The sequence below is a fragment of the Pseudomonas sp. IT-P395 genome, from assembly GCF_949767675.1.
GTDB lineage: Bacteria > Pseudomonadota > Gammaproteobacteria > Pseudomonadales > Pseudomonadaceae > Aquipseudomonas.
Genome location: NZ_CATKPW010000011.1, coordinates 654583 through 675353 on the forward strand (window position 1 = coordinate 654583; position 20771 = coordinate 675353).

Consider the following 20771-nt stretch of genomic DNA (forward strand, 5'->3'; position numbering starts at 1 on the left):
TCGAGGATCGAAGGCATGCTATAAGCACCCTATTCGGGCACGAATGATCGCTTTTGGCCGAAAGCGGTCATTCTGGAGCAGTAGCTATCGGCCAAAAACGATCAGTAGCAAGAAGGCTCTACGCCGACCTCCCTGCTCAAATCACCCATTCTGCAAAAGCTTCAAAGCCCGATCAAAATCGAACCTTTCCACCTGTACCGCGACCAGAGCCAGGCGTTCTTCTAACGCCCGATCAAGTCGCATATTGCGCAATCCAGCAAGCGCATCCAAAGCCGCCGTATCACCCTCGTCCAAAAGACCCGCGAGTCTGTTCAGTTGCTCGTTGATTGCCGAGTCGTTCTGCGGCTCATCACCTGCGCCGGCGGATTTGTCTGCCTTGAGGTCGGCCAGTGCGACCAGAATCGGCTGCAGGCAATACTCGACCTGCATCGCCAGCCCTTGCAGCACCGTAGCCGGCTCGCCGTCATGGCAGGCCTGTTCCAGCAAAGCGCAGGCTTGCGCCACGGCTTTGGCGCCGATGTTGCCGGCGGTGCCGCGCAAGCTGTGCGCCAGTCGTTCAGCGGCGCCAGCATCCGGATCGATCTGTGCGGCGTGGAACTGCTCGATAAAGCCTGTCTGAGTGTCGCGAAACTTGCAGAGCAGGCGTAGGTAGAGATCCCGTCGTCCCATGCAGGTGGCGAGACCTGCCGCGAGGTCGATGCCCTCAAGCTGCTCGGGCAAGCCATCGGCGAATCCTGCGTTCAGCGATGCTTGAGCGGTACGTGGCTTGATCCATTTTGCCAGGGTGGCGAACATGGTTTCGACGTTGAGTGGCTTGGAGATATGGTCGTTCATGCCGCATTCGAGGGCGCGCTCGCGGTCACCGTCCATCGCGTTGGCGGTCATGGCGATCACCGGCAAAGTGTTGAAGCGCGGTTGCTGGCGAATTTTTCGGGTTGCCGTGTAGCCATCCATCACCGGCATCTGGCAATCCATCAACACGCCATCGAAGTCGCCATCCTCGGCGAGGATGTCCAGGGCCTCCTGACCGTGCGTGGCGAGTCGCAGGCGTATTCCGACGCTCTCCAGCAGCTCGCTGGCCAGTTCCTGATTGAGATCGTTGTCTTCGACCAGAAGCAGCCGCGCGCCATTGAGGCTGGCGACGGTGTTGGCATTGTGCAGGGAGCGTTCGCCCGTTCGCGTTTCACCCTGTGGTTCTCTGCCCAGCACCACGCCGATGGCTTCGAGCAGCGAGGACGGCGTGACGGGTTTGGTCAGTACCACCGGCAACTGGATGCCTTGGCGCTCGGCTTCTTCGCGGGCTTCTTCGCGTCCAAATGCGGTGATCATGATCACCGATGGCGTGCGCATCAGGCTGGCGGAATGCATTTTGCTCACGGCTTCCATGCCATCCATGCCGGGCATCCGCCAGTCCATCAAGACCAGATTGTAAGGCAGTGCCTTGTGCTCGGCGTCGGCCAACATGCGCAGCGCCAGATCACCGCTCTGCGCGACATCCACTTCCAGGCCAAAGCTGCGCGCCATGCCCGAGAGAATTTCACGCGCACTGGCATTGTCATCCACGACCAAGACCCGCATGCCCAGTAGCTCACCGGCCTTGAACATACGGCGCGGCTGCACGCCTTGCTGCACGCCGAGCTGCACCTGGAAATGGAATGTCGAGCCGGCCCCCGGTTGGCTTTCCACCCAGATTCGGCCGGCCATCAGCTCCACCAGTTTCTTCGAAATGGACAAGCCGAGCCCGGTGCCGCCGTACTTGCGAGTGATCGAACTGTCTGCCTGACTGAACGACTGGAACAGGCGTGAACACTGCTCGACGGTCATGCCGATGCCCGTGTCGCGCACCCAGAAGTGCAGTTGCACGTGTTCGTTGTGTGTACCCACTTCTTCCACGCCGACCACGATGTCACCGTGCTCGGTGAACTTGGCCGCGTTGTTGCCCAGATTGATCAGCACTTGCCCCAGGCGCAGGGGATCGCCGATCAGGGCCGTGGGCAGATCGGGCGGGATCTGGAACAGCAACTCCAGACCCTTGTCTTCGGTCTTCAGGCCAATCATGGCGGCGAAGCTGTCGAGCACGTCCTCGAGGCGGAAAGGCGCCTGTTCGAGGCTCATCCTGCCGGCCTCGATCTTGGAAAAATCGAGGATGTCGTTGATGATTCCCAGCAGGTTCTCCGCCGAGCGGTGCACCTTTTCAATGTAGTTGCGCTGGCGATTATCCAGATGGGTACGCAGCGCCAGGTGGCTCATGCCGATGATGGCGTTCATCGGCGTGCGGATCTCATGGCTCATGTTGGCAAGGAACTCGCTCTTTGCCTGAGTGGCTTCTTCGGCTGCTGCTCTTGCTTCTGCCAGCGCCGTCACGTCGATGTTGATGCCGGTTGCGCGCAATGGCTGGCCGTCCGGCGTGCGTGAGAAACGGTTGAGCGAGCGGAACGTGCGTATCTGCCCGTCATTTTTGCGCACGATGCGAAAGTCGAATTCGACGCGGTCATCGCCACTCTGCACGGCGCTGTCGAAGGTGCTGCTGACCCGCGCCAGATCCTCGGGATGCACCAGCGCCTGCCAGTGCTGCAGCGTGCCACCGAAGGCACCCGGTTCAAGACCAAACAGGGTTTCAAGCTGCGGCGTCCAATAGTTTGTGCCGCTGACCAGATCAACATCGAACAGACCGATGTCGCCGGCCTCTTGCGCCAGGTTCAGGCGATCGCTGGCAGTCCGCAGCCTGGCTTCCATCGCTCTGCGCTCACTCACGTCGCGCACCGAGGCACAGACGCAGACGCCACGACCTTCCAGGCGGGGCAGGTGGGAAAGGCCAATTTCCACGGAGAACAGGCTGCCGTCTTTACGCACGCCGCTCAGGTCCTCCAGATCGCCACCCATCTGCCGGGTGCCGCCGCTGGCGATGAAACCGTCGCGCAATTTGACATGACGCTCGCGGGCAGCCTGCGGCACCAGACGCTCGATGCTGGCGCCAATCAACTCGCCGGGGGCATAGCCAAACAGGCTGTCCATTTGCGGGTTGGTCATCAGAATGCGACCGTCAGCCCCCAGCACCAGCATACCGTCCGGTGCAGCCTCGATGATGCCGCGGTACCAGGCCTCGGTGGCCCGCAATGCTGCCTGTTGGGCTTCCAGCTCACTGGCCTGGTGTTCCAATTGCAAAGTCTGCGCGCCCATTTCGTCCGCCTGACGACGAGTCTCCAGCAGCAGCGCCTGGGCCGCCTCACTGCGCTCCATGATGGCCATGGCGCCGGCCAGCCTGGGCAACACTTCTTGCAAGAGCAGCGCTTCGTTCTCTTCCAGTTGGCGAAAACCGGCCATTTCCACCACCCCGAGCAGGCGTTCGCCACGCAGCACGGGTTGAACCATCAGGACGCTGGCGGGAGCGGCGCCCAACTGCGTGCGTACATGCCAAAACGGTTCGGGTAAATTCTGCAGGTGGCGGGGTTGGTGATCCAGTGCGCACTGGCCAAGCAACCCGTCACCGAGCGCAAGTTCAACGGGCAGCGGATGCTCACTGTCCACCGCGTAACCGCCCACCAATCGAAGGCGCGAGGCGCCTTCATAGAGAACGTAAAGTGCCCCTTGGCACATGCCTAACTGCGGCGCGATGTGGCTAAAAAAAGCCTGGGCCAACTGCTGCGGGGTTTCCGCCTGTTGCAGATCCACTTGCAGAAGCGAAGTGTGGTTTTTAACCCAGCGCTGGCGCTCAAGCTGACAAGCCTCCACCTGCAACGTGGCAATGGCTCGGGCGAGGTCACCGGTTTCGTTGCGAAGGTCGGTGTGGGGGATCTGCCCGTCGAGTTTGCCGGACGCCAATTCGTCTACCGCCACACGGACACGATTGAGCGGCACGCGAATGGAATAACTGACCAGCCAGGTCAACAGCAAAGCCAGTGTCGACCCGCCCAGCAGCAACACATAGGTGATCGTGGTACTGCGCTGCGCATATTCGGCCAGATTCTTCGCCGTATCGTGGATGTCGGCTTGCTTGTTGTTCTCGATCTGCGTGAGCAGCCCGTCGCTGCCCTGTTCCAGCGCGAGAAAATCCTGACTGTTAAGCAACATCCAGGCTTGACCGAGGGAGCCTTTGCCGGCGAATTCCAGCGCCGCATCGCCATCTTTTTGCAGACGCTGCAAGACCCTCTCGAACTCCAGCAGACTGCTCAGACTGCTCTGTCGCCGCAGTGTCGGGCGCACCTGTTCCAGGGCTTCGTGGAGTCGTTCCTGGGCGACACTCATCTGCGCTCTGGCGCTGATGCGAATGTCCGCGTTGTTGGTCGCGATCGCACGTTGCATGGCCAGCAAAAGATACGGCAACTGCACCCGGACTTCCTGCACATGCTGGATACCCACCAGATCCTGCTGGTACAACTGCTGCATTTCGTTCCTGAGCGAATACTGGGTGCGCAGGCTTTGCACGCCCAGTATCAGAACCAACATCAGCAGCGCCGCGAAGCCGATGATCAATTTGCTGCGCAGGGACAGGCGCTCGAGCGTCTCGAACAGTCTGTTCATAACGGGCCTCGTTCAGCAGTGGGGGGGGGCAAAGAGCGGCACACGGCTCAGGGTTGGTCAGCGATCTGTTCAAGCAAGGCCAATTGTCTGGCCAAGTCCTGATCGCTGTCGGCGAACTGCACGGCAATGTTCTGGAACTGCTCGGTATTGGCCAGAAATGCATCGCAGATGTCCGGGTCGAAATGTTTGCCTCGACCTTCGCGGATTATTTCCACTGCTTGCTCATGGGGCATGCCAGGCTTGTATACGCGGCGGCTGATCAGCGCATCGTAGACATCCGCCACAGCCATCAAACGCGCGCTGATCGGAATATCGTCGGTGGCCAACCCTTGCGGATAGCCGCTGCCATCCCATTTTTCTTGATGCCCGTAGGCGATTTCCTTGGCCAGACGAAGGAAGTCGACGCCGATCCCCAATTGGTCCTCGGCGTGCTGGATGGCGTCGCGTCCCAAGGTTGTGTGGGTCTTCATGATCTCGAACTCTTCCGGCGTGAGACGTCCGGGCTTGAGCAGGATGCGATCAGGAATGCCGATCTTGCCGATATCGTGCAGCGGTGCCGACTTGAATAGCAGCTGGATGGTTTCCTCGTCGAGAAAGTGACGAAAGCGCGGATGCTCGCGCATCAGTTCGGCCAGCAATTTTATGTAGTGCTGGGTGCGGCGAATGTGGTTGCCGGTTTCGTTGTCGCGGGTTTCGGCCAGCGAGGCCATGGCGTGGATGGTGACATCCTGGATGGCAATCACTTCGCGGGTACGGCGTTGCACTTCCTGTTCCAGAAAATCGTTTTGATTGCGCAGAAAGTCGGCGACGGCCTTGAGCTTGACCTGAGTCTCGACCCTGGCCATGAGCACCGGAGGAATGATCGGCTTGGTGATGTAGTCAGCAGCGCCGAGGCTCAAGCCGCGAATTTCGTCCTCCGTGGCGGTCATGGAGGTCAGAAAAATGATCGGTATATGACAGAGGCGGGCGTCATGCTGGAGCCGCTCGGCAACGTCATAACCGGACAGGCCCGGCATCATGATGTCCAGCAGAATCAGGTCGGGGAGCGGGTCGGCCTGCAGAAGGCGCAAGGCTTTTTCACCGCTGTTGGCGGCCTTGACCCGGTATTTGTCCTTGAGTAACTCGGCGATCAGCATCAGGTTGTCTGGGGTATCGTCGACCACCAGAACGGTTGCTGATGGATAAACGCCCTGCATGCTATCCATGGATGTTGGCTCCCTTGACTGATAAGCAGTAGGCGTACTTACGCCAGACTCTTGTCGGCAAGCGTAGCTAGAAAAGCGGCAATCGGTAGGTCGAAGCAGGGAGGTTTGTTCGATGAGGTACTCGATTATTGGCCGCTCGCGCCACGGTCATCAATCCCACGCTCTACCACGCCCCGTTTATCTCTTTTGATCCCCCGATAAGAAAAACCGATACCTGCTTAAGGATTTCCCAGAGGCGGGCGGTATACCTGCGGCTTTACAGTCACCTTCATCGTTCAGCGTGGACGGTCTACTTACAGGCCTTGTCCGTCGGGACTTCTACAAAAATAAGAAGGTGAGAGCATGACGAGTGAAACGGTCGATATCAAAGCGTGGATCGACAACCGCAAAGTGGTGCCGTACCAGTGGCTGATTATGGGTTTATGTTTTTTCATCGTGCTTTTCGATGGCTTCGACGTCGCGGTGATGGGGTTTATTGCCCCCTCGCTGATTCAAGAGTGGGGATTGTCAAAAGCAGCGTTTGGCCCAGTGATGAGCGCGGGCATGGTTGGGCTGGCGATCGGCGCGCTGACCGCTGGCCCTTACGCCGACCGAATCGGCCGCAAAAAGGTGCTACTGACGGCAGTGACTGGCTTCAGCGTGCTGAGCCTAGCCTGCGCCTTTGCGCGTAATCCCTACGAACTGGCGGCCTTGCGTCTGCTGACCGGTGTGGCGCTGGGCGCAGCGTTGCCAAACACCACCACACTGCTTTCCGAGTATTTGCCGGAACGCAATCGGTCACTGTTCATCACGATCATGTTCACCGGGTTCAACATGGGGTCGGGGTTGGGCGGATTTCTCGCCGCGTGGTTGATTCCCCATCACGGTTGGCAGTCGGTGCTGCTCGCTGGCGGGATTCTGCCGATGTTGTTACTGCCCTTGATGTGGCTGTTGCTGCCTGAGTCGGCGCGTTTTCTTGCCGCGCGCAACGCGCCCGCCAGCCAGATTGCCAAGGTGCTGAGCAAGCTGGGGGGCACGTTCAGCGCAGCGACGAAATTCGTCATCGCCGAACCGCAGGCTCAGCAAAAAGCACCGCTGCGCTTGTTGTTCACCGAAAGCTATCGCTTCGGCACGCTCGCTTTGTGGGCGACTTACTTCATGGGGTTGTTGGTGATCTACCTCACCATGGGCTGGATGCCGACCCTGCTGCGTGAAGGTGGGCTGTCCATCGAACGCGCCGCGACCATCACCGGCCTGTTTCAGATTGGCGGTACCGTCGGCGCCATCGTAGTCGGCTGGGCGATGGACCGGCGTAATCCAAACGCGGTAATTGCCACGTCCTACGCACTGGGTGGCGCTTTCATTCTGCTGCTGGGCGCCTTCAGCCTTGAATCCAGTCTGCTGGCGTTCGGCGTGGTGGCGGCAGGTTTCTGCATGAGTGGGGCGCAAACCGGCCTCAATGCTTTCGCGCCGGGCTACTACCCGACAGATTGCCGCGCCACGGGCGTCAGCTGGATGCTGGGTATCGGCCGCTTCGGGGCTATCTTTGGTTCACTCATCGGTGGCGCGGTGCTCAGCCTTGGGCTGGGGTTGCCGCTGCTGTTTGCCCTGTTGAGCGTGCCTGCCTTTATCGCTGCACTGGCGATCATGGCCAACGGTCATGCACGGCGCCGAGTCAATCGGGCCTTGCTGACGCATTAATCTTTTTCGACAAAGGAACTCGTTATGGCACGCATCATTGGTGGCCTTGCTGTATCTCACACCCCGACCATCGGCTTTGCGGTCGATCACGACAAGCAGCATGAGGCCGCCTGGGCGCCGATCTTCCGTGGCTTCGAGCCGATCAAGGTGTGGCTGAAGGAGCAGCAGCCGGATGTGCTGTTCTATATATTCAACGACCACGTGACGTCGTTTTTCTTTGATCACTATGGTGCATTTTCCCTCGGTGTCGATGAGCGTTACGAAGTCGCTGATGAGGGCGGTAATCCACGCGAGTTACCGGGGATCGCTGGCCATGCGGCGCTGTCGCGGCACATCGGTGAGAGCCTGGTAGCGGATGAATTCGACATGAGTTTCTTCCGTGACAAGCCGCTCGATCATGGCTTCTTCTCGCCGATGTCGGCGCTGCTGCCGTGCGAGCCGGACTGGCCGGTGGAGATCGTGCCGCTGCAGGTTGGCGTGTTGCAGTTCCCGGTGCCGAGTGCGCGGCGCTGCTACAAGTTGGGCCAGGCGCTGCGCCGGGCGATCGAAAGCTACCCCGAGGACTTGAAAGTAGCCATCGTCGCGACCGGCGGCGTTTCCCACCAGGTGCACGGCGAACGCTGTGGTTTCAACAACCCGGAGTGGGACCAGCAGTTCATTGATCTGTTGGTCAATGATCCCGAGCGCCTGACCGAAATGACCCACGCCGAGTACGCCGCGCTGGGGGGCATGGAAGGTTCGGAAGTGATCACCTGGCTGATCATGCGCGGCGCGCTGTCGGCCACGGTGAAAAACCTGCACCAGGATTACTACCTGCCGTCGATGACCGGCATTGCCACACTGTTGCTGGAAAATCAGGATCGGCCCGTTCCCGTCGACGTCATTGCGCGGCACTTGCAGCACATGCAGCATCAGTTGGCGGGTATCGAGAAGCTCGAAGGCACCTATCCGTTCACCCTGGAGCGCAGCGCCAAGGGCTATCGGTTGAACAAGTTTTTGCATCGCATGATCGAGCCGCACTGGCGTCAGCGTTTCCTCGACCAACCCGAAGCGCTGTTCGATGAAGCAGGGCTGAGCGACGAAGAGCGGGATCTGCTGCGCCGCCGCGACTGGCGCGGATTGATTCACTACGGGGCGATTTTCTTCGTGCTGGAAAAACTCGCTGCCGTGGTTGGGGTGCCGAATCTGCAGATCTACGCAGCGATGCGCGGACAAAGCCTGGAGGCGTTCATGAAAACCCGTAATCAGCAGGTGCTCTATTCGGTAGCGGGCAAGGCCCCGCGCTAACGTCACGGCGTCATCGACGGCTCGCTCCGGGCCGCTTCGCAACACCCTTGAATGATTTCACTGCGCCCGGCTCATGCGGGCGTAGCGGACTGCTTCATCCCAAAAAAATGGATAACAATAACAATGAAAATCACCGCCAATACTCGCGTAGTCTTCACGCTGTCCGCTGTTTGTGTGCTGCCTGTCGAGGCGAGCGCCGCAGGCTTTGTGGAAGACGCCAGCGCCAATCTCAATCTGCGCAACTTCTACATCAATCGTAATTTCACCAACCCGGCCAATGCGCAGGGCAAAGCCGAGGAATGGACGCAGAATTTCATTCTCGATTTCCGCTCTGGATTCACCCAAGGTGCAGTCGGATTTGGTGTGGATGTGCTGGGCCTGTATTCGCTGAAGCTTGACGGCGGTCAAGGCACGGGAGGCACGCAATTGCTGCCGCTGGACAGTGATGGCCGACCTGCCGATCAATTTGGGCGCCTGGCTGTCGCCGGGAAAATGAAAATCGGCAAGACCGAAATCAAGCTCGGCGAGTGGATGCCAGTGTTGCCGATATTGCGTTCCGACGACGGTCGCTCGTTGCCACAAACCTTTCGTGGCGGTCAGGTCACTTCACAGGATATCGCCGGGTTGACCTTGTATGGCGGTCAGTTCCGGCAGAACAGTCCGCGCAACGATTCAAGCATGGAAGACATGTTCATGCAGGGCAAAACCGCGTTTACCTCTGACCGTTTCAACTTCGTCGGCGGCGAATACGCGTTCAACGAAAAGCGCACGATGATCGGCGTGTGGAATGCTCAGCTAAAGGACATCTATCAGCAACAGTATCTGCAACTGGTTCATAGCCAACCACTGGGTGACTGGACGCTGGGCGCCAATCTTGGCTACTTCTGGGGTCGCGAGGATGGCAGTGCCCGCGCAGGCAATCTGGACAACCGTACGTTCTCGGCATTGCTGTCGGCACGCTACGGCGGCAACACGTTTTACCTCGGTTTGCAAAAGCTCAGCGGCGACGATGCCTGGATGCGCGTCAACGGCACCAGCGGCGGAACCTTGGCCAACGACAGCTACAACAACAGCTACGACAATGCGCGGGAGAAATCCTGGCAGCTGCGCCATGACTACAACTTCGCCGTCCTCGGCGTGCCCGGTCTGACCCTGATGAACCGTTATATCAGCGGCGACAATGTGCACAGCGGAGCCGTCACCGACGGTAAAGAATGGGGCCGCGAATCCGAGTTGGGTTACACGCTGCAAAACGGCGCGTTCAAGAACCTCAACCTGCGCTGGCGCAACTCGAGCATTCGCCGCGATTACAGCAGCAATGAGTTCGACGAGAATCGCTTGATCATCAGCTATCCGTTGAACCTGCTTTAACCGCTTCATTGGCCTGAGTTCGGATTACCTGGCGGATCACCTCCATCAACGCCTGCGCGACCGGTGAGTGCAGGCAGCTGCTGCGGTACGTCAGGCCGATGGCCCTGGCGGTCTGTTTCAATTCCAGCGGCAAAATGCACAACTCGCCGCTAGCGATTTCCTGTTCCAGTTGATGCGCTGAAACGGCTGCGAGCATGTCCGAGCGTAACAACAGTCCGCGAATGATCGCCATGTCGGCGCTTTCCACCACCGGGGAAGGCGCCGGAATGCCGAAACCGGCGAAGCAGTCGTCGAGCATTTTGCGGGCCGGCGAACCGGCGCGCGGCAATACCCACTTCGCGTTAGCGAGATGATCTTGCAGGCCGGTTTTGCCGTAGAGCGGATGATCACGCCGCGCAAGCACGACCATTTCCTCTGTCAGCAGTGACTCACCGACCAGGTCGCTGGCATAGGTCGACGAACGCAGCGCTCCGAAAATGAAATCCACATCACCGGCGCGCAATTCAGTCGCCAGCAGGTCGAAGGGACTCTCATTGGTGATCACTTGAATACCCGGGTGCTCGGCCATCAGACGCACGATGGCTTCGGGCAGGATGCGCGTGCGGCCGAGGGGCAGGGCACCGACGTGGACGACGCCGTGCAAGGCACCGCGAAGGGCGGTGATGTCGCTGTCGATATGGCGCAGTTCGTTCAGCGCACGGCGGATTGCAAACAGGATGTCATGACTCGCGCGGGTCGGTTGCAAGCCGCGCGGCGTGCGCTCGAACAGCGATTGGCCGCAGCCGTTTTCGAGGACTTTCAGCGTCGAACTGACCGCAGGCTGACTCAGCCCCAACAGGTTGGCCACTGTCTGCATGTGCTGGGTTTCACAGAGTTTGACGAACACTTGCAGGCGTCGCGCCTGGAACAGATAAAGCGGTTCAATCGCAGCTTTTTCACCTTGGCCGAGCAATGTCGGCACGCTCCCAAGCTCTGCCAGCACCCGTCGCGCTCGGGGCAGCAAACGCTCTCCGAAATTGGTCAGGCGCATACCGTTGGCGTGCCGCTCGAACAGCATTACGCCTAGCCGTTCTTCGAATTCGGAAATCGAGCGGGTGACCACCGATTGCGCCCGGTACAGCGCGACTGACGCCTTGGAGACGCTGCCGTGATCAGCCACGCGGACGAAGGCGCGCACGTGCATCAGGCTCGGCAGTTCAAAGATTTCCATGAGCAAGGACTCTGCGGGTCGGCGAATCCGACGACTATGCCGCCGCTATTTTCGAGTGGCAATAAAAAAAACGCATACCTCGAACACTCGAACGCATTACTCCGTCGGCGGCGTGCGATGCGATGCTCTTTCGCAACGCAAAGGAGTATCCGCAATGATCGAATCAACCAAAAACGCGCTGGTTGTCAGCGCCCACTCAGCCGATTTTGTCTGGCGTGCCGGTGGCGCTATCGCTCTGCATGCACAGCAGGGTTACCACGTTCATATCGTCTGCCTGTCGTTCGGTGAGCGCGGCGAATCCGCCAAGTTGTGGCGCAAGGGCGAGATGAGCGAAGACAAGGTCAAAGCCGCACGTCGCGAAGAGGCTCAGGCCGCCGCCGACATTCTCGGGGCCAGTGTCGAGTTCTTCGATATCGGCGATTACCCGATGCGCGCCGACAAGGAAACCTTGTTCCGTCTAGCCGATGTTTTTCGCCGGGTGCAACCGGAGTTCGTCCTCAGTCACTCGCTCAAAGACCCGTACAACTACGATCACCCGCTGGCCATGAACCTGACCCAGGAGGCGCGCATCATCGCCCAGGCCGAAGGCTATAAACCGGGTGAGAAAATCGTCGGTGCACCGCCGGTCTACAGTTTCGAGCCACACCAGCCCGAGCAATGCGAATGGCGCCCCGATGTATTGCTCGACATCACTGATGTCTGGGACAAGAAGTACGCGGCCATCCAGTGCATGGCCGGACAGGAGCATTTGTGGGAGTACTACACGCGCGTCGCCCTGCAACGCGGTGTGCAAGCCAAACGTAATGTCGGGATCACCTCAACCCGCAACATCGTTTATGGCGAGGGTTACCAGAGTATTTTCCCGCGTGTCACGGAGAATCTGGGATGAGCGAACATATCGGCAAGACAGGCGTTGTTGTGCGCAATATTCAGCGGGCCGAAGCGGCGCTAGTCGATGAGTTGAAACGCTTCGGGGTCGCGACCATACATGAAGCACAGGGCCGCAAAGGACTGTTCGCGAGTTCGATCAGGCCGATTCAACAAGGCACGGTGATCAGTGGTTCAGCCGTCACGGTGCTGGTTGCGCCGGGTGACAACTGGATGTTCCATGTGGCCGTCGAACAATGCCGGCCCGGCGATATTCTGGTGGTTGCGCCGAGTTCACCGTGTACCGACGGCTACTTCGGTGACCTCTTGGCCACCTCGCTCAAGGCTCACGGCGTCCGGGCGCTGGTGATTGAGGCCGGCGTGCGCGACACCCATACCCTGCGCGAAATGGGCTTCCCGGTCTGGTCCCGCGCCATCAGCGCGCAAGGCACAATTAAGGAAACCCTGGGTTCGGTCAACCTGCCACTGGTGTGCGGCGGGCAACTGGTGCACCCGGGTGATGTGGTGGTTGCTGATGACGATGGGGTGGTGGTCGTACGACGCACCGAGCTGCAGCAAGTCGTCGAAGCCAGTCGCGCCCGGGCCGACCTGGAGGAACAGAAGGCCCTGCGCCTGGCCAAGGGCGAACTGGGTCTGGACATCTACAACATGCGCGCGCGCCTGGCGGAAAAGGGTTTACGTTACGTCGACAGCCTCGAAGAACTGGGAGACTGAGCATGGCGCAGACCCGCATCCCCTGTCTATTGATGCGCGGCGGTACGTCGAAAGGCACTTACTTTCTGGCCGACGATTTACCGCAAGAGCCTGCGCTGCGAGATCGCGTGTTGCTGGCGGTGATGGGCTCGCCGGATGCGCGGCAGATCGACGGCATTGGCGGCGGTGATTCACTGACCAGCAAAGTGGCGATCATCAGACCGTCGAGCCGTGCGGGTGCTGATGTCGATTACCTTTTCGCCCAGGTGCTGGTGGATGAGCCGCGTGTCGATTACGGTCAGAACTGCGGGAACATCCTCGCCGGTGTCGGTCCGTTCGCCATCGAGCGCGGGTTGGTGGCGGCGACAGCCGATGTCACCCCTGTGCGGATCTATATGGAAAACACCGGACAGATCGCCATCGCCCATGTCCCAACGTCTGATGGTGAAGTGCGCTATGACGGCGACGCCCGTATTGACGGCGTGCCGGGGCAGGCCGCGCCGTTGATTGTCGAATTCGAGGATGTCGCGGGCTCCAGTTGCGGCGCCTTACTGCCGACCGGCAACGCCCGGGACGTGATCGACGGCGTTGAAGTGACCTGCATCGATAACGGCATGCCCGTGGTGCTGATCAACGCGCAAGAGCTGGATTGCAGTGGCTATGAGAGTCCCGCGCAACTCGACGTCAATGCTTCACTGAAACAGCGTCTGGAGTCCATCCGCCTGCAAGCGGGGCGGCGCATGAATCTGGATGATGTGAGTCAGCGCAATGTGCCGAAAATGTGCCTGATTGCACCGCCGCAGGTCGGTGGGGCCATCACCACACGCAGCTTCATTCCCCATCGCTGCCACACCAGCATTGGCGTGTTCGGCGCAGTCAGCGTGGCCGCCGCCTGCCTGATCAAAGGCAGTGTGGCAGCGGTCATGGCGGTGGTGGAGGAGGGCGAGGTGAAACGCCTGTCGATCGAACATCCGACGGGCGAGTTCACGGTGGAGGTGCGCTTGCAGGACGAGCGATTGGTTGGGTGCGGACTGATGCGCACGGCTCGGTTACTGTTTGATGGCTTCGTCTGCATTCCATCAGCGACCTGGCGTGGTAAAGCCGTTGGTCAATCAGGAGAGTGCCTCTCGCAAGTACGCGTAAAGAGCTGAAAACTCCATTTTTCACTTTGCTCCTGCCTATTTCGGTGGCAAGCCTTGGCTGACCTTTTTAGTGGGTGGCCGCCAACCAGCGAAGAAATCTGGAAATCTCAAACCCCAGAAACGACAAAGCCCTGAATAATCAGGGCTTTGTCGGTACAGAATATGGCGGAGGCGATGGGATTCGAACTCATGGACCTGTTACAGTCGACGGTTTTCAAGACCGTTGCCTTAAACCACTCGGCCACACCTCCGTTGCGTTGCGGGCGCCATAATACCTGAATGAAACACACTGTCAAACTCTCTGCATGGCTTGTTACAGAGCGTCTGTTATGATCTTTGCGACTGAACGTTTCAAACCAACAGGAGTGTCGCCATGCGCGAACAGGATTACGCAGTTAATAACAGCGTGCAGGCTGAGCAGCTAGAGGTTAGCCGCGTCCTGCGCAACACTTATGGCCTACTGGCTCTGACCCTCGCATTCAGCGGCGTCATGGCTTTCGTTGCCCAGCAGATGCGCGTTGGCTACCCGAACATTTTCGTGGTGCTGATCGGCTTCTACGGGCTGTTTTTCCTCACCAACAAGCTGCGTGATTCCGCGTGGGGCCTGGTGTCCGCTTTTGCGCTGACCGGTTTCATGGGTTTCCTGCTCGGCCCGATCCTCAACCGTTACCTGGGCATGCAGGGCGGCGCTGAAGTGGTCAGCTCGGCGTTCGCGATGACCGCACTGGTGTTCGGTGGTCTGTCGGCCTACGTGCTGATCACCCGTAAGGACATGAGCTTCCTCGGTGGCTTCATCACCGCTGGTTTCTTCGTGTTGCTGGGTGCAACGCTGGCAAGCTTCTTCTTCCAGGTCAGCGGCCTGCAACTGGCGATCAGCGCAGGTTTCGTGCTGTTCTCGTCCGTGTGCATCCTGTTCCAGACCAGCGCCATCATCCACGGCGGTGAGCGCAACTACATCATGGCGACCATCAGCCTGTATGTATCGATCTACAACCTGTTCATCAGCTTGTTGCAGATCTTCGGCATCATGAGCCGCGACGACTGATCGTTAGTCGTTTCAACAAAAAACCCGCTTCGGCGGGTTTTTTGTTGCTCGTCGAAAAGCGTAGTGGCCTTTCGCCTACAAAATGATCTGAAAATAGTGGCGTATTTTTGGAACTCACCTAAACCTAATTACCAAGGAAGAGCAGTAGCCTGATCGACAGGAGTCGGTAACCAGCCCCCCTCGTGTAATTCCTGCGTCCCTCGCATTCACTTCCCTTGCTGTTGATCGCTAGGCCTTTCGGTCGAGAGCGACTGTATTCGTTCGTCCAGTGAAAACCGGGAGGTGAACCACGCCAAACTCCATGCACCGTGACCGTATCCCGGCGAACGACCGGGACCCTGATACCAGAAAAATAATGGAGGCCCTGCCATTGCAGGCGTTGTCCCAATCAAGGAGATCATCGATGAACCAGCCCCAAGGAAAACTGGCTGTACTGGCCGTCACCACCGCGCTGTTCAGCGCGTCAACCCTCGCCGGCGTCTATCCTGACTTCGGCTATCAACCACCTTCCAGCCAATACTCTGGCCCACTGTTTGAGTTGAGCCAGAATTACCCGGCCACAGCGCCGAAAGTACCGCTACCCGGTTTTTTCAAGAATCTACCGACCAAGCCAGATAACAATTTTGAGACTTGGCGTGCGTACATGGAGGAAGTCAAAACCTATTGCCTCGAAGGCAACGTCGAGGCTGATTGGTACGTGCAGAACAATAAAAAACGTCAGTGGTATCACATGCCGTGGCAGCACTATGGCCCGCTGGGACGCGAAGGGATTCACGGCCTGACCAAAGAGGCGCAGATCCAGGTCAAGCAACTCGCCCCCACGCAGACCGCCACCGGCCAGACTTACGCGGTGGGCATCTATAACGACATCGGTGCCTATACCATCGGAGAGGTCTGGAAAGACCCGAACAACCCTGATCCGAAATACACATCGGCACCCAACAGCTTCCCCGACGGCACCGTAGTCTGCAAAGCCCTGTTCGCCGATATCGATCGCAGCACCGTGCCGTTCCTGGTGAACCCGGTGTTGTGGAAGGGCTACGTCACCGAAACGTTCACGTCGGCCAATCGCAAGGTCAAGGATGTCGCATTGATTCAGATGGACATCGCCGTGCGCGATCAGCGCATGAGCGCCACTGGCTGGATCTTCGGCACCTTTCAGTACAACGGCGCGAAAACCGGCAAGCCGGGCTGGGACAACCTTGTCCCGGTAGGGATCATGTGGGGTAACGATCCGGAAGAAATCGGCAACGACTTCACCAACCCGCAACCGACGCAAACCAAGATCAACCCCGCATTGCAACAGACGGCGATCAACGCCAAGACCCAAGAGTTGCCGCCCACCCATCTGGGCTGGAACGGTCGCCTCAATGGTCCGGTGGACAACCCCAACAGTTCCTGCCTGAGCTGCCATGCGACCGCCGAAACGCCGCAAGTGGCGATCATGAATCCAACGTTCCAGGCCAATGCGCCGCAGCCGGGTTCGCCTGAATGGATGAAGTGGTTCCAGAACATTCCGGCCGGCCATGCTTTCACGCCGGGCACTCAAAGCACTGACTACAGCCTGCAGTTGTCCGGCGGTCTGGTGAATTACTTCGAGTGGAAATGCGACATGAGCGGCATCTATGCTGACGGCAAGAATGCGTGCAGCAAAGCGTCGGACATGAAACTGAAAATGCTCAAGTCCACCAACAACGCCACGCCGCAGCCATTGCAGAAAGTCATTCGTGACCCGAGCCTGCAGCAACTGCTGGAGTAAGAAGCGAAAAGCCTGCGCACGTTTCGGCGTGCGCAGGCTTTTTTCAGTTGATCACGATGCTGCCATCAGTCTGCTGTTTGTAGACGGTGTAGGGCAGCAACAGCGTGTCGAGTGCCCCGGACACCACGGCATCGATCAACACCACGGGAATCGCGGCGTTTTTGTAATCGTCGGCATCAACGCCCTTGCCCAGAGGCGCATGCAGGCTGCAAAAGTCGTAGGCGAGGCCGCTGTAAATCCTTGGCACCGCCCCGCAATAACTTTTCTGCTCCTTGAGGCTGTCCACCGCAGCCTGATCACTGCGCACCACGGTCTGTACGGTCCCGCAACCGGCAAGCGTCAACGCTGCCAACACCATTGCCTGAAATCTCATTACCGCCAATCCTTCGCCGGAAAAACCTCAATCTACGCCGAACGTGCGGAAAAAGCACTCAGGCCATCGGTGGCAAACGGCGCTTGACCGGCGTCTTCTTGACGATCGCGGTGTTGGTTTCGGCCAAGGTATTGAGGCGGTCGAGCAGGGTGTCCAGTTGTTCCATCGAGCGCACATGCAGGCGCGCGATAAAGCAGTCCTCGCCCGTCACCTTGTCGCACTCGGTGAATTCGGGAATCGACAGAATCTGCCGTTCAACTTCCTGTAACTGTCCCGGCAATGGCCGCACCCGGACGATGGCCTGCAATTGGTAACCAAAGCATTTCGGGTCGATCTCGACGGTATAGCCCTTGAGCACACCGCGTTCCTCCAAGCGCCGCAAGCGTTCAGCCACGCTTGGCGACGATAATCCACTGATCTGCGCCAGCGCTTTGAGTGAGCGCCGTGAATCTTCCATCAAGGCGCTGATGAGGATCTGGTCAATGTCGTCGGTCATGGAAAACTCCAGCATTAGGCAATTGACGGAAACCACCCTCGATAAAAAAGGCAGATTGCGAGTTTAGCCTGCTTTTTGCTCTGGAGCGTTTGCGTGTTCGCTTGGCATACTTTTGCCACAAAGACAGGAGATCAATGATGGACAAGACACTGCGTCACGGCTCATTTGAAATGACCGCCGCCATGCTGATATCCGGGACGATCGGCTGGTTTGTGCTGGTCTCCGGGCAACCGGTACTCGATGTAGTGTTCTGGCGCTGCGTGTTCGGCGCCGGCACCTTGCTGTTGATCTGTGCCGCTTTCGGCTTTCTGCGCCCGGGCATTCTGACTCGCACCACGTTCTTGCTCGCGGTGCTGAGCGGGGCGGCGATTGTCGGTAACTGGGTGCTGTTGTTTGCCTCGTATTCTCGCGCTTCGATTGCGATCGGCACGGCGGTGTACAACGTGCAGCCGTTTATGCTGGTCGGGTTGGCGGCACTGTTTCTCGGCGAAAAAATCACTCTGCAGAAGTTGTTCTGGCTGGCGATTTCGTTCATGGGCATGTTGGCGATCGTCAGTGCCCATGGCACTCAGGGCGAGAGCGGCAATGACTATCTGATGGGGATTGCGTTGGCGTTGGGTGCGGCGTTTCTGTATGCGATTGCAGCGCTGATCATCAAGCGCCTGACCGGCACGCCGCCACATCTGATCGCGCTGATTCAGGTCTGCACCGGGATCTTGCTGTTGGCGCCGTTCGCGCATTTCAGTGCGCTGCCGCAAGCCCCGAGCGCCTGGGCCAGTCTGGTGACGCTGGGCATCGTCCACACCGGTCTGATGTATGTGCTGCTGTACGGCGCGATCCAGAAATTGCCGACCGCATTGACCGGCGCACTGTCGTTCATCTACCCGATTGCGGCGATCTTCGTCGACTGGTTCGCGTTCGGCCATCGTCTGGAAGTTCTGCAATGGCTCGGCGTGGCGGCGATCCTCTTGGCCGCTGCCGGCATGCAACAGGGTTGGGGCTTGAAGTCCCGGCGACTGGCCGCGCAGTAACCCTCAGATGTTCCAGCGCGGTGCGGTTTTTGCCAGGCGCTGGCGCATCTCGGTAACGTTCGCCGCCAGTTGCCGGGTCAACAAACGATAGCCATCCAGCGCACTGTAAACGGGCGCATCGAGGCTGGCCTCCGGCAATTCCAAAGGCCTGTCCAGGCGTTGCGAGGCGCCAGTTTTCAGCGCCCGGGCCATGCCGATCAGTTGCACGCGAATCTGCCGGTGCTCGGCCTTCAGCGCGGATTGCAGGTGGGCCATGGCTTCCGGATCGTTGGCATCCGGGCGGATGTTGCCGAGGATCTCCAGCGTGCTGATGCACATGCGCAGATTGCGCTGGATCGCATCTAGTTCGGTCATGGACACCTTCACTTCCTTGGACACCGACGGCATCAATGAGCGCAGCTGCACCATCACCGCGCCGAGACGGCCCATCAGTTTCAAATGCTCATCGGCGCTGACCGGTTGACCGCTGATGATGCGTCCGTACACCGTGGCGCAATCGCGCAAAGCATCGGCGAGGTTGTAGCGCCACGAATACACCGCGTAGAGCGGCAGGGCGAAAGAGAAGGCGAGGGCGAGGGCGATGCCGATCAGAATATCGACGCCGCGCCACAAACCATCGGTGATCGGATTGTCGCCATGCCCGGCGACGATGAACACGGTGATCGCCGAAAGCAGGGCGGTGTAACCCCCCTTGCCGATGGCGTGATAAGAGAAGAAACCGCAGACCACCGCCATTGCAAAATACGTCAACCACGGCATGCCGAGCCATGCCTGCTGCGCCACCAGCAGCAACCCGACGCCGGCACCGATCAAGGTGCCGGTGGCGCGCTCGGCGGCTTTCTTGCCGATGTTGCCGTGGTGCTGCAAACCACCGATCACCACCAGCATGGTCACCGATGCCCATTCGCCGTGGGGCAGGTTGATGCCGGTGGTCAGCAGGATCGTTGCCAGCAAGCCGAGGGCCACGCGCACCGCATGGATCAGCCGCGCGTGCCGGTAGCGTCGATAAGGATCAAGCAACGGTCGCAAGACACGGCGCAGCAAGGGCGGAAGTCGATGGGTGCTGTAAGTACTCAGTGCGGGCCTCTCGTGATGGTGGTTCAGATCAATGGAACGGGAAAATGTAATTCATCCATGCTGCCATACGCAGGAGGATTTTGCGCATCGTGCCAATGTGGTGGAAGTGCTGACTGTACAACGCGGCCTGCCCGTACGCACCGCCCGGCATCAGCTTGCTGTACTGGGCGAAGTCCGGATCGGTGATTTCGATGATCACCGGCACACGCCCGGCCGGCGGCGAACCGGTGTAGCCGATCAGGGTGCCGGAAGGTTGCACCTGACCTTCGGCAATCACCCCGATGACATTTTTCACCCGACCGGCGAACACCTTGCCGGGAATGCCGTCGAACGCGACTTCCGCCTCATCGCCGACGGTCAGGCGCAGCAGGCTGTTCTGGCGCATCCACGCAGCAAAATATTGGCCTTCCTCGGGAATGAACACCATCGAGGGACGCAACGGCAACTTGCTCGCCATCATCCCCGGCCGCAACGAAACATGGGTGACGAAGCCTTTGCTCGGCGCACGGACGGTGGTGTTGTCCAGCTCGAACTGGGCGTTGTCGAGCTGCGCTTGCAGGTCGTCGGTGCGGGCAATCGCGGCATCCAGTTCACGCTGGGTGCCGAAGTTGCGCCGGATCAATTCGGTAATCCGATAGCGATCGCCCTTGGCGGCGATCAATTGCGCCTTGAGCGACTTCACCCGGTTTTGAAACGGCGTAGGGTCGATGCGAAACAGCACGTCGCCTTTTTCCAGCGGCTCGTTCCCTTTCACCGGCACGTCGATCACTTGGCCGCTGATGATGGGAATCACCGGCACAGAAACGAAGTAAGTGCGCGCCACCTCGGAGTAGGGATGGTTGTAGTTCATGGTGAAAATCAAGGCGCCGATCATCAGGATGCCGCCCAGTACGGCGGTGGGCACCGTCCATTTGTTCAGCGGGATACGGAAGATCTTGAACACTGCGACGCAGATCGCGGCGTAAGTCAGGATGAGCAGTAGATCCATGGCGT

General features: G+C 59.3%; 16 protein-coding genes and 1 tRNA gene. 9 read left to right on the plus strand and 8 right to left on the minus strand.

All coding sequences use genetic code 11. From position 1 onward, the window contains the following. Positions 1-141: 141 nt before the first annotated feature. Positions 142-4521: a response regulator gene (locus tag ACM6IN_RS11570; RefSeq protein WP_414916053.1), complete on the minus strand. Its 4380-nt coding sequence runs from the start codon at positions 4519-4521 to the stop codon at positions 142-144. Positions 4522-4568: 47 nt separating this feature from the next. Continuing rightward, a complete protein-coding gene (locus ACM6IN_RS11575) occupies positions 4569-5726 on the minus strand; it encodes an HD-GYP domain-containing protein (protein WP_414916054.1) in 1158 nt (385 codons plus the stop codon). Between the two features lie 342 nt (positions 5727-6068). Between ACM6IN_RS11575 and ACM6IN_RS11580 the strand changes: the two genes are divergently transcribed. The 3 genes from ACM6IN_RS11580 to ACM6IN_RS11590 all read left to right on the plus strand — a co-directional run bounded on the left by ACM6IN_RS11580 (position 6069) and on the right by ACM6IN_RS11590 (position 10064). After that, the gene (locus ACM6IN_RS11580; RefSeq protein WP_007915426.1) at positions 6069-7406 is read left to right on the plus strand and encodes an MFS transporter; all 1338 of its coding nucleotides are present in this window, start codon (positions 6069-6071) and stop codon (positions 7404-7406) included. A gap of 24 nt (positions 7407-7430) precedes the next feature. Continuing rightward, a complete protein-coding gene (locus ACM6IN_RS11585; RefSeq protein ID WP_007915428.1) occupies positions 7431-8693 on the plus strand; it encodes a gallate dioxygenase in 1263 nt (420 codons plus the stop codon). Positions 8694-8816: 123 nt separating this feature from the next. Beyond that, positions 8817-10064: an OprD family porin gene (locus ACM6IN_RS11590; RefSeq protein WP_007915430.1), complete on the plus strand. Its 1248-nt coding sequence runs from the start codon at positions 8817-8819 to the stop codon at positions 10062-10064. Here the strand turns inward: ACM6IN_RS11590 and ACM6IN_RS11595 are convergent. Next, a complete protein-coding gene (locus ACM6IN_RS11595) occupies positions 10039-11274 on the minus strand; it encodes a LysR family transcriptional regulator (protein WP_414916055.1) in 1236 nt (411 codons plus the stop codon). The genes ACM6IN_RS11590 and ACM6IN_RS11595 overlap by 26 nt on opposite strands. Positions 11275-11428: 154 nt before the next feature. Between ACM6IN_RS11595 and galB the strand changes: the two genes are divergently transcribed. The 3 genes from galB to ACM6IN_RS11610 are packed head-to-tail and all read left to right on the plus strand — an operon-like array spanning position 11429 to position 14006. After that, complete coding sequence (galB, locus tag ACM6IN_RS11600; RefSeq protein ID WP_095112025.1) at positions 11429-12163, plus strand: 4-oxalmesaconate hydratase; 735 nt, start codon at positions 11429-11431, stop codon at positions 12161-12163. Next, positions 12160-12876 carry a 4-carboxy-4-hydroxy-2-oxoadipate aldolase/oxaloacetate decarboxylase gene (locus ACM6IN_RS11605; protein ID WP_095112026.1) on the plus strand — a complete coding sequence of 239 codons (717 nt, stop codon included), beginning with the start codon at positions 12160-12162 and terminating at the stop codon, positions 12874-12876. The genes galB and ACM6IN_RS11605 overlap by 4 nt, the downstream gene beginning before the upstream one ends. 2 nt (positions 12877-12878) lie before the next feature. Then, complete coding sequence (locus ACM6IN_RS11610; RefSeq protein WP_414894417.1) at positions 12879-14006, plus strand: 4-oxalomesaconate tautomerase; 1128 nt, start codon at positions 12879-12881, stop codon at positions 14004-14006. Between the two features lie 154 nt (positions 14007-14160). Here the strand turns inward: ACM6IN_RS11610 and ACM6IN_RS11615 are convergent. After that, positions 14161-14248, minus strand: a tRNA-Ser gene (locus ACM6IN_RS11615). A gap of 122 nt (positions 14249-14370) precedes the next feature. On the opposite strand from ACM6IN_RS11615, the gene ACM6IN_RS11620 reads away from it, so the two are divergent. Together ACM6IN_RS11620 and ACM6IN_RS11625 are read left to right on the plus strand one after the other, a co-directional pair. Then, complete coding sequence (locus tag ACM6IN_RS11620; RefSeq protein WP_007915443.1) at positions 14371-15042, plus strand: Bax inhibitor-1/YccA family protein; 672 nt, start codon at positions 14371-14373, stop codon at positions 15040-15042. Positions 15043-15445: 403 nt separating this feature from the next. Then, the gene (locus ACM6IN_RS11625; protein WP_095112028.1) at positions 15446-16801 is read left to right on the plus strand and encodes a hypothetical protein; all 1356 of its coding nucleotides are present in this window, start codon (positions 15446-15448) and stop codon (positions 16799-16801) included. A 43-nt stretch (positions 16802-16844) separates the two neighbouring features. Here ACM6IN_RS11625 and ACM6IN_RS11630 read toward each other — a convergent pair whose 3' ends face one another. Continuing rightward, entirely contained in the window at positions 16845-17174 is a 330-nt protein-coding gene (locus ACM6IN_RS11630; RefSeq protein WP_007915447.1) for a YceK/YidQ family lipoprotein, read from the minus strand. Between the two features lie 58 nt (positions 17175-17232). Further along, complete coding sequence (locus ACM6IN_RS11635) at positions 17233-17670, minus strand: Lrp/AsnC family transcriptional regulator (RefSeq protein ID WP_007915449.1); 438 nt, start codon at positions 17668-17670, stop codon at positions 17233-17235. A gap of 137 nt (positions 17671-17807) precedes the next feature. Here ACM6IN_RS11635 and ACM6IN_RS11640 point away from each other — a divergent pair, with 137 nt between their 5' ends. Next, positions 17808-18701: a DMT family transporter gene (locus ACM6IN_RS11640; RefSeq protein WP_123375417.1), complete on the plus strand. Its 894-nt coding sequence runs from the start codon at positions 17808-17810 to the stop codon at positions 18699-18701. A gap of 3 nt (positions 18702-18704) precedes the next feature. On the opposite strand, the gene ACM6IN_RS11645 is transcribed toward ACM6IN_RS11640, so the two are convergent. Together ACM6IN_RS11645 and ACM6IN_RS11650 are read right to left on the minus strand one after the other, a co-directional pair. Next, positions 18705-19745, minus strand: a complete 1041-nt coding sequence (locus ACM6IN_RS11645) for an FUSC family protein (protein ID WP_414916056.1) — start codon at positions 19743-19745, stop codon at positions 18705-18707. A gap of 61 nt (positions 19746-19806) precedes the next feature. Beyond that, positions 19807-20766: an HlyD family secretion protein gene (locus ACM6IN_RS11650; protein WP_123375416.1), complete on the minus strand. Its 960-nt coding sequence runs from the start codon at positions 20764-20766 to the stop codon at positions 19807-19809. Between the last annotated feature and the right edge of the window lie 5 nt (positions 20767-20771).

What these genes read in the sequence shown, in the direction of transcription:
- ACM6IN_RS11650 (WP_123375416.1), bottom strand. Translation starts at nt 20,766, where the DNA reads ATGGATCTACTGCTCATCCTGACTTACGCCGCGATCTGCGTCGCAGTG.
- ACM6IN_RS11610 (WP_414894417.1), top strand. Translation starts at nt 12,879, where the DNA reads ATGGCGCAGACCCGCATCCCCTGTCTATTGATGCGCGGCGGTACGTCG.
- ACM6IN_RS11575 (WP_414916054.1), bottom strand. Translation starts at nt 5,726, where the DNA reads ATGGATAGCATGCAGGGCGTTTATCCATCAGCAACCGTTCTGGTGGTC.
- ACM6IN_RS11640 (WP_123375417.1), top strand. Translation starts at nt 17,808, where the DNA reads ATGGACAAGACACTGCGTCACGGCTCATTTGAAATGACCGCCGCCATG.
- ACM6IN_RS11635 (WP_007915449.1), bottom strand. Translation starts at nt 17,670, where the DNA reads ATGACCGACGACATTGACCAGATCCTCATCAGCGCCTTGATGGAAGAT.
- ACM6IN_RS11620 (WP_007915443.1), top strand. Translation starts at nt 14,371, where the DNA reads ATGCGCGAACAGGATTACGCAGTTAATAACAGCGTGCAGGCTGAGCAG.
- ACM6IN_RS11630 (WP_007915447.1), bottom strand. Translation starts at nt 17,174, where the DNA reads ATGAGATTTCAGGCAATGGTGTTGGCAGCGTTGACGCTTGCCGGTTGC.
- ACM6IN_RS11580 (WP_007915426.1), top strand. Translation starts at nt 6,069, where the DNA reads ATGACGAGTGAAACGGTCGATATCAAAGCGTGGATCGACAACCGCAAA.
- ACM6IN_RS11605 (WP_095112026.1), top strand. Translation starts at nt 12,160, where the DNA reads ATGAGCGAACATATCGGCAAGACAGGCGTTGTTGTGCGCAATATTCAG.
- ACM6IN_RS11585 (WP_007915428.1), top strand. Translation starts at nt 7,431, where the DNA reads ATGGCACGCATCATTGGTGGCCTTGCTGTATCTCACACCCCGACCATC.
- ACM6IN_RS11570 (WP_414916053.1), bottom strand. Translation starts at nt 4,521, where the DNA reads ATGAACAGACTGTTCGAGACGCTCGAGCGCCTGTCCCTGCGCAGCAAA.
- ACM6IN_RS11625 (WP_095112028.1), top strand. Translation starts at nt 15,446, where the DNA reads ATGAACCAGCCCCAAGGAAAACTGGCTGTACTGGCCGTCACCACCGCG.
- ACM6IN_RS11590 (WP_007915430.1), top strand. Translation starts at nt 8,817, where the DNA reads ATGAAAATCACCGCCAATACTCGCGTAGTCTTCACGCTGTCCGCTGTT.
- ACM6IN_RS11595 (WP_414916055.1), bottom strand. Translation starts at nt 11,274, where the DNA reads ATGGAAATCTTTGAACTGCCGAGCCTGATGCACGTGCGCGCCTTCGTC.
- galB (WP_095112025.1), top strand. Translation starts at nt 11,429, where the DNA reads ATGATCGAATCAACCAAAAACGCGCTGGTTGTCAGCGCCCACTCAGCC.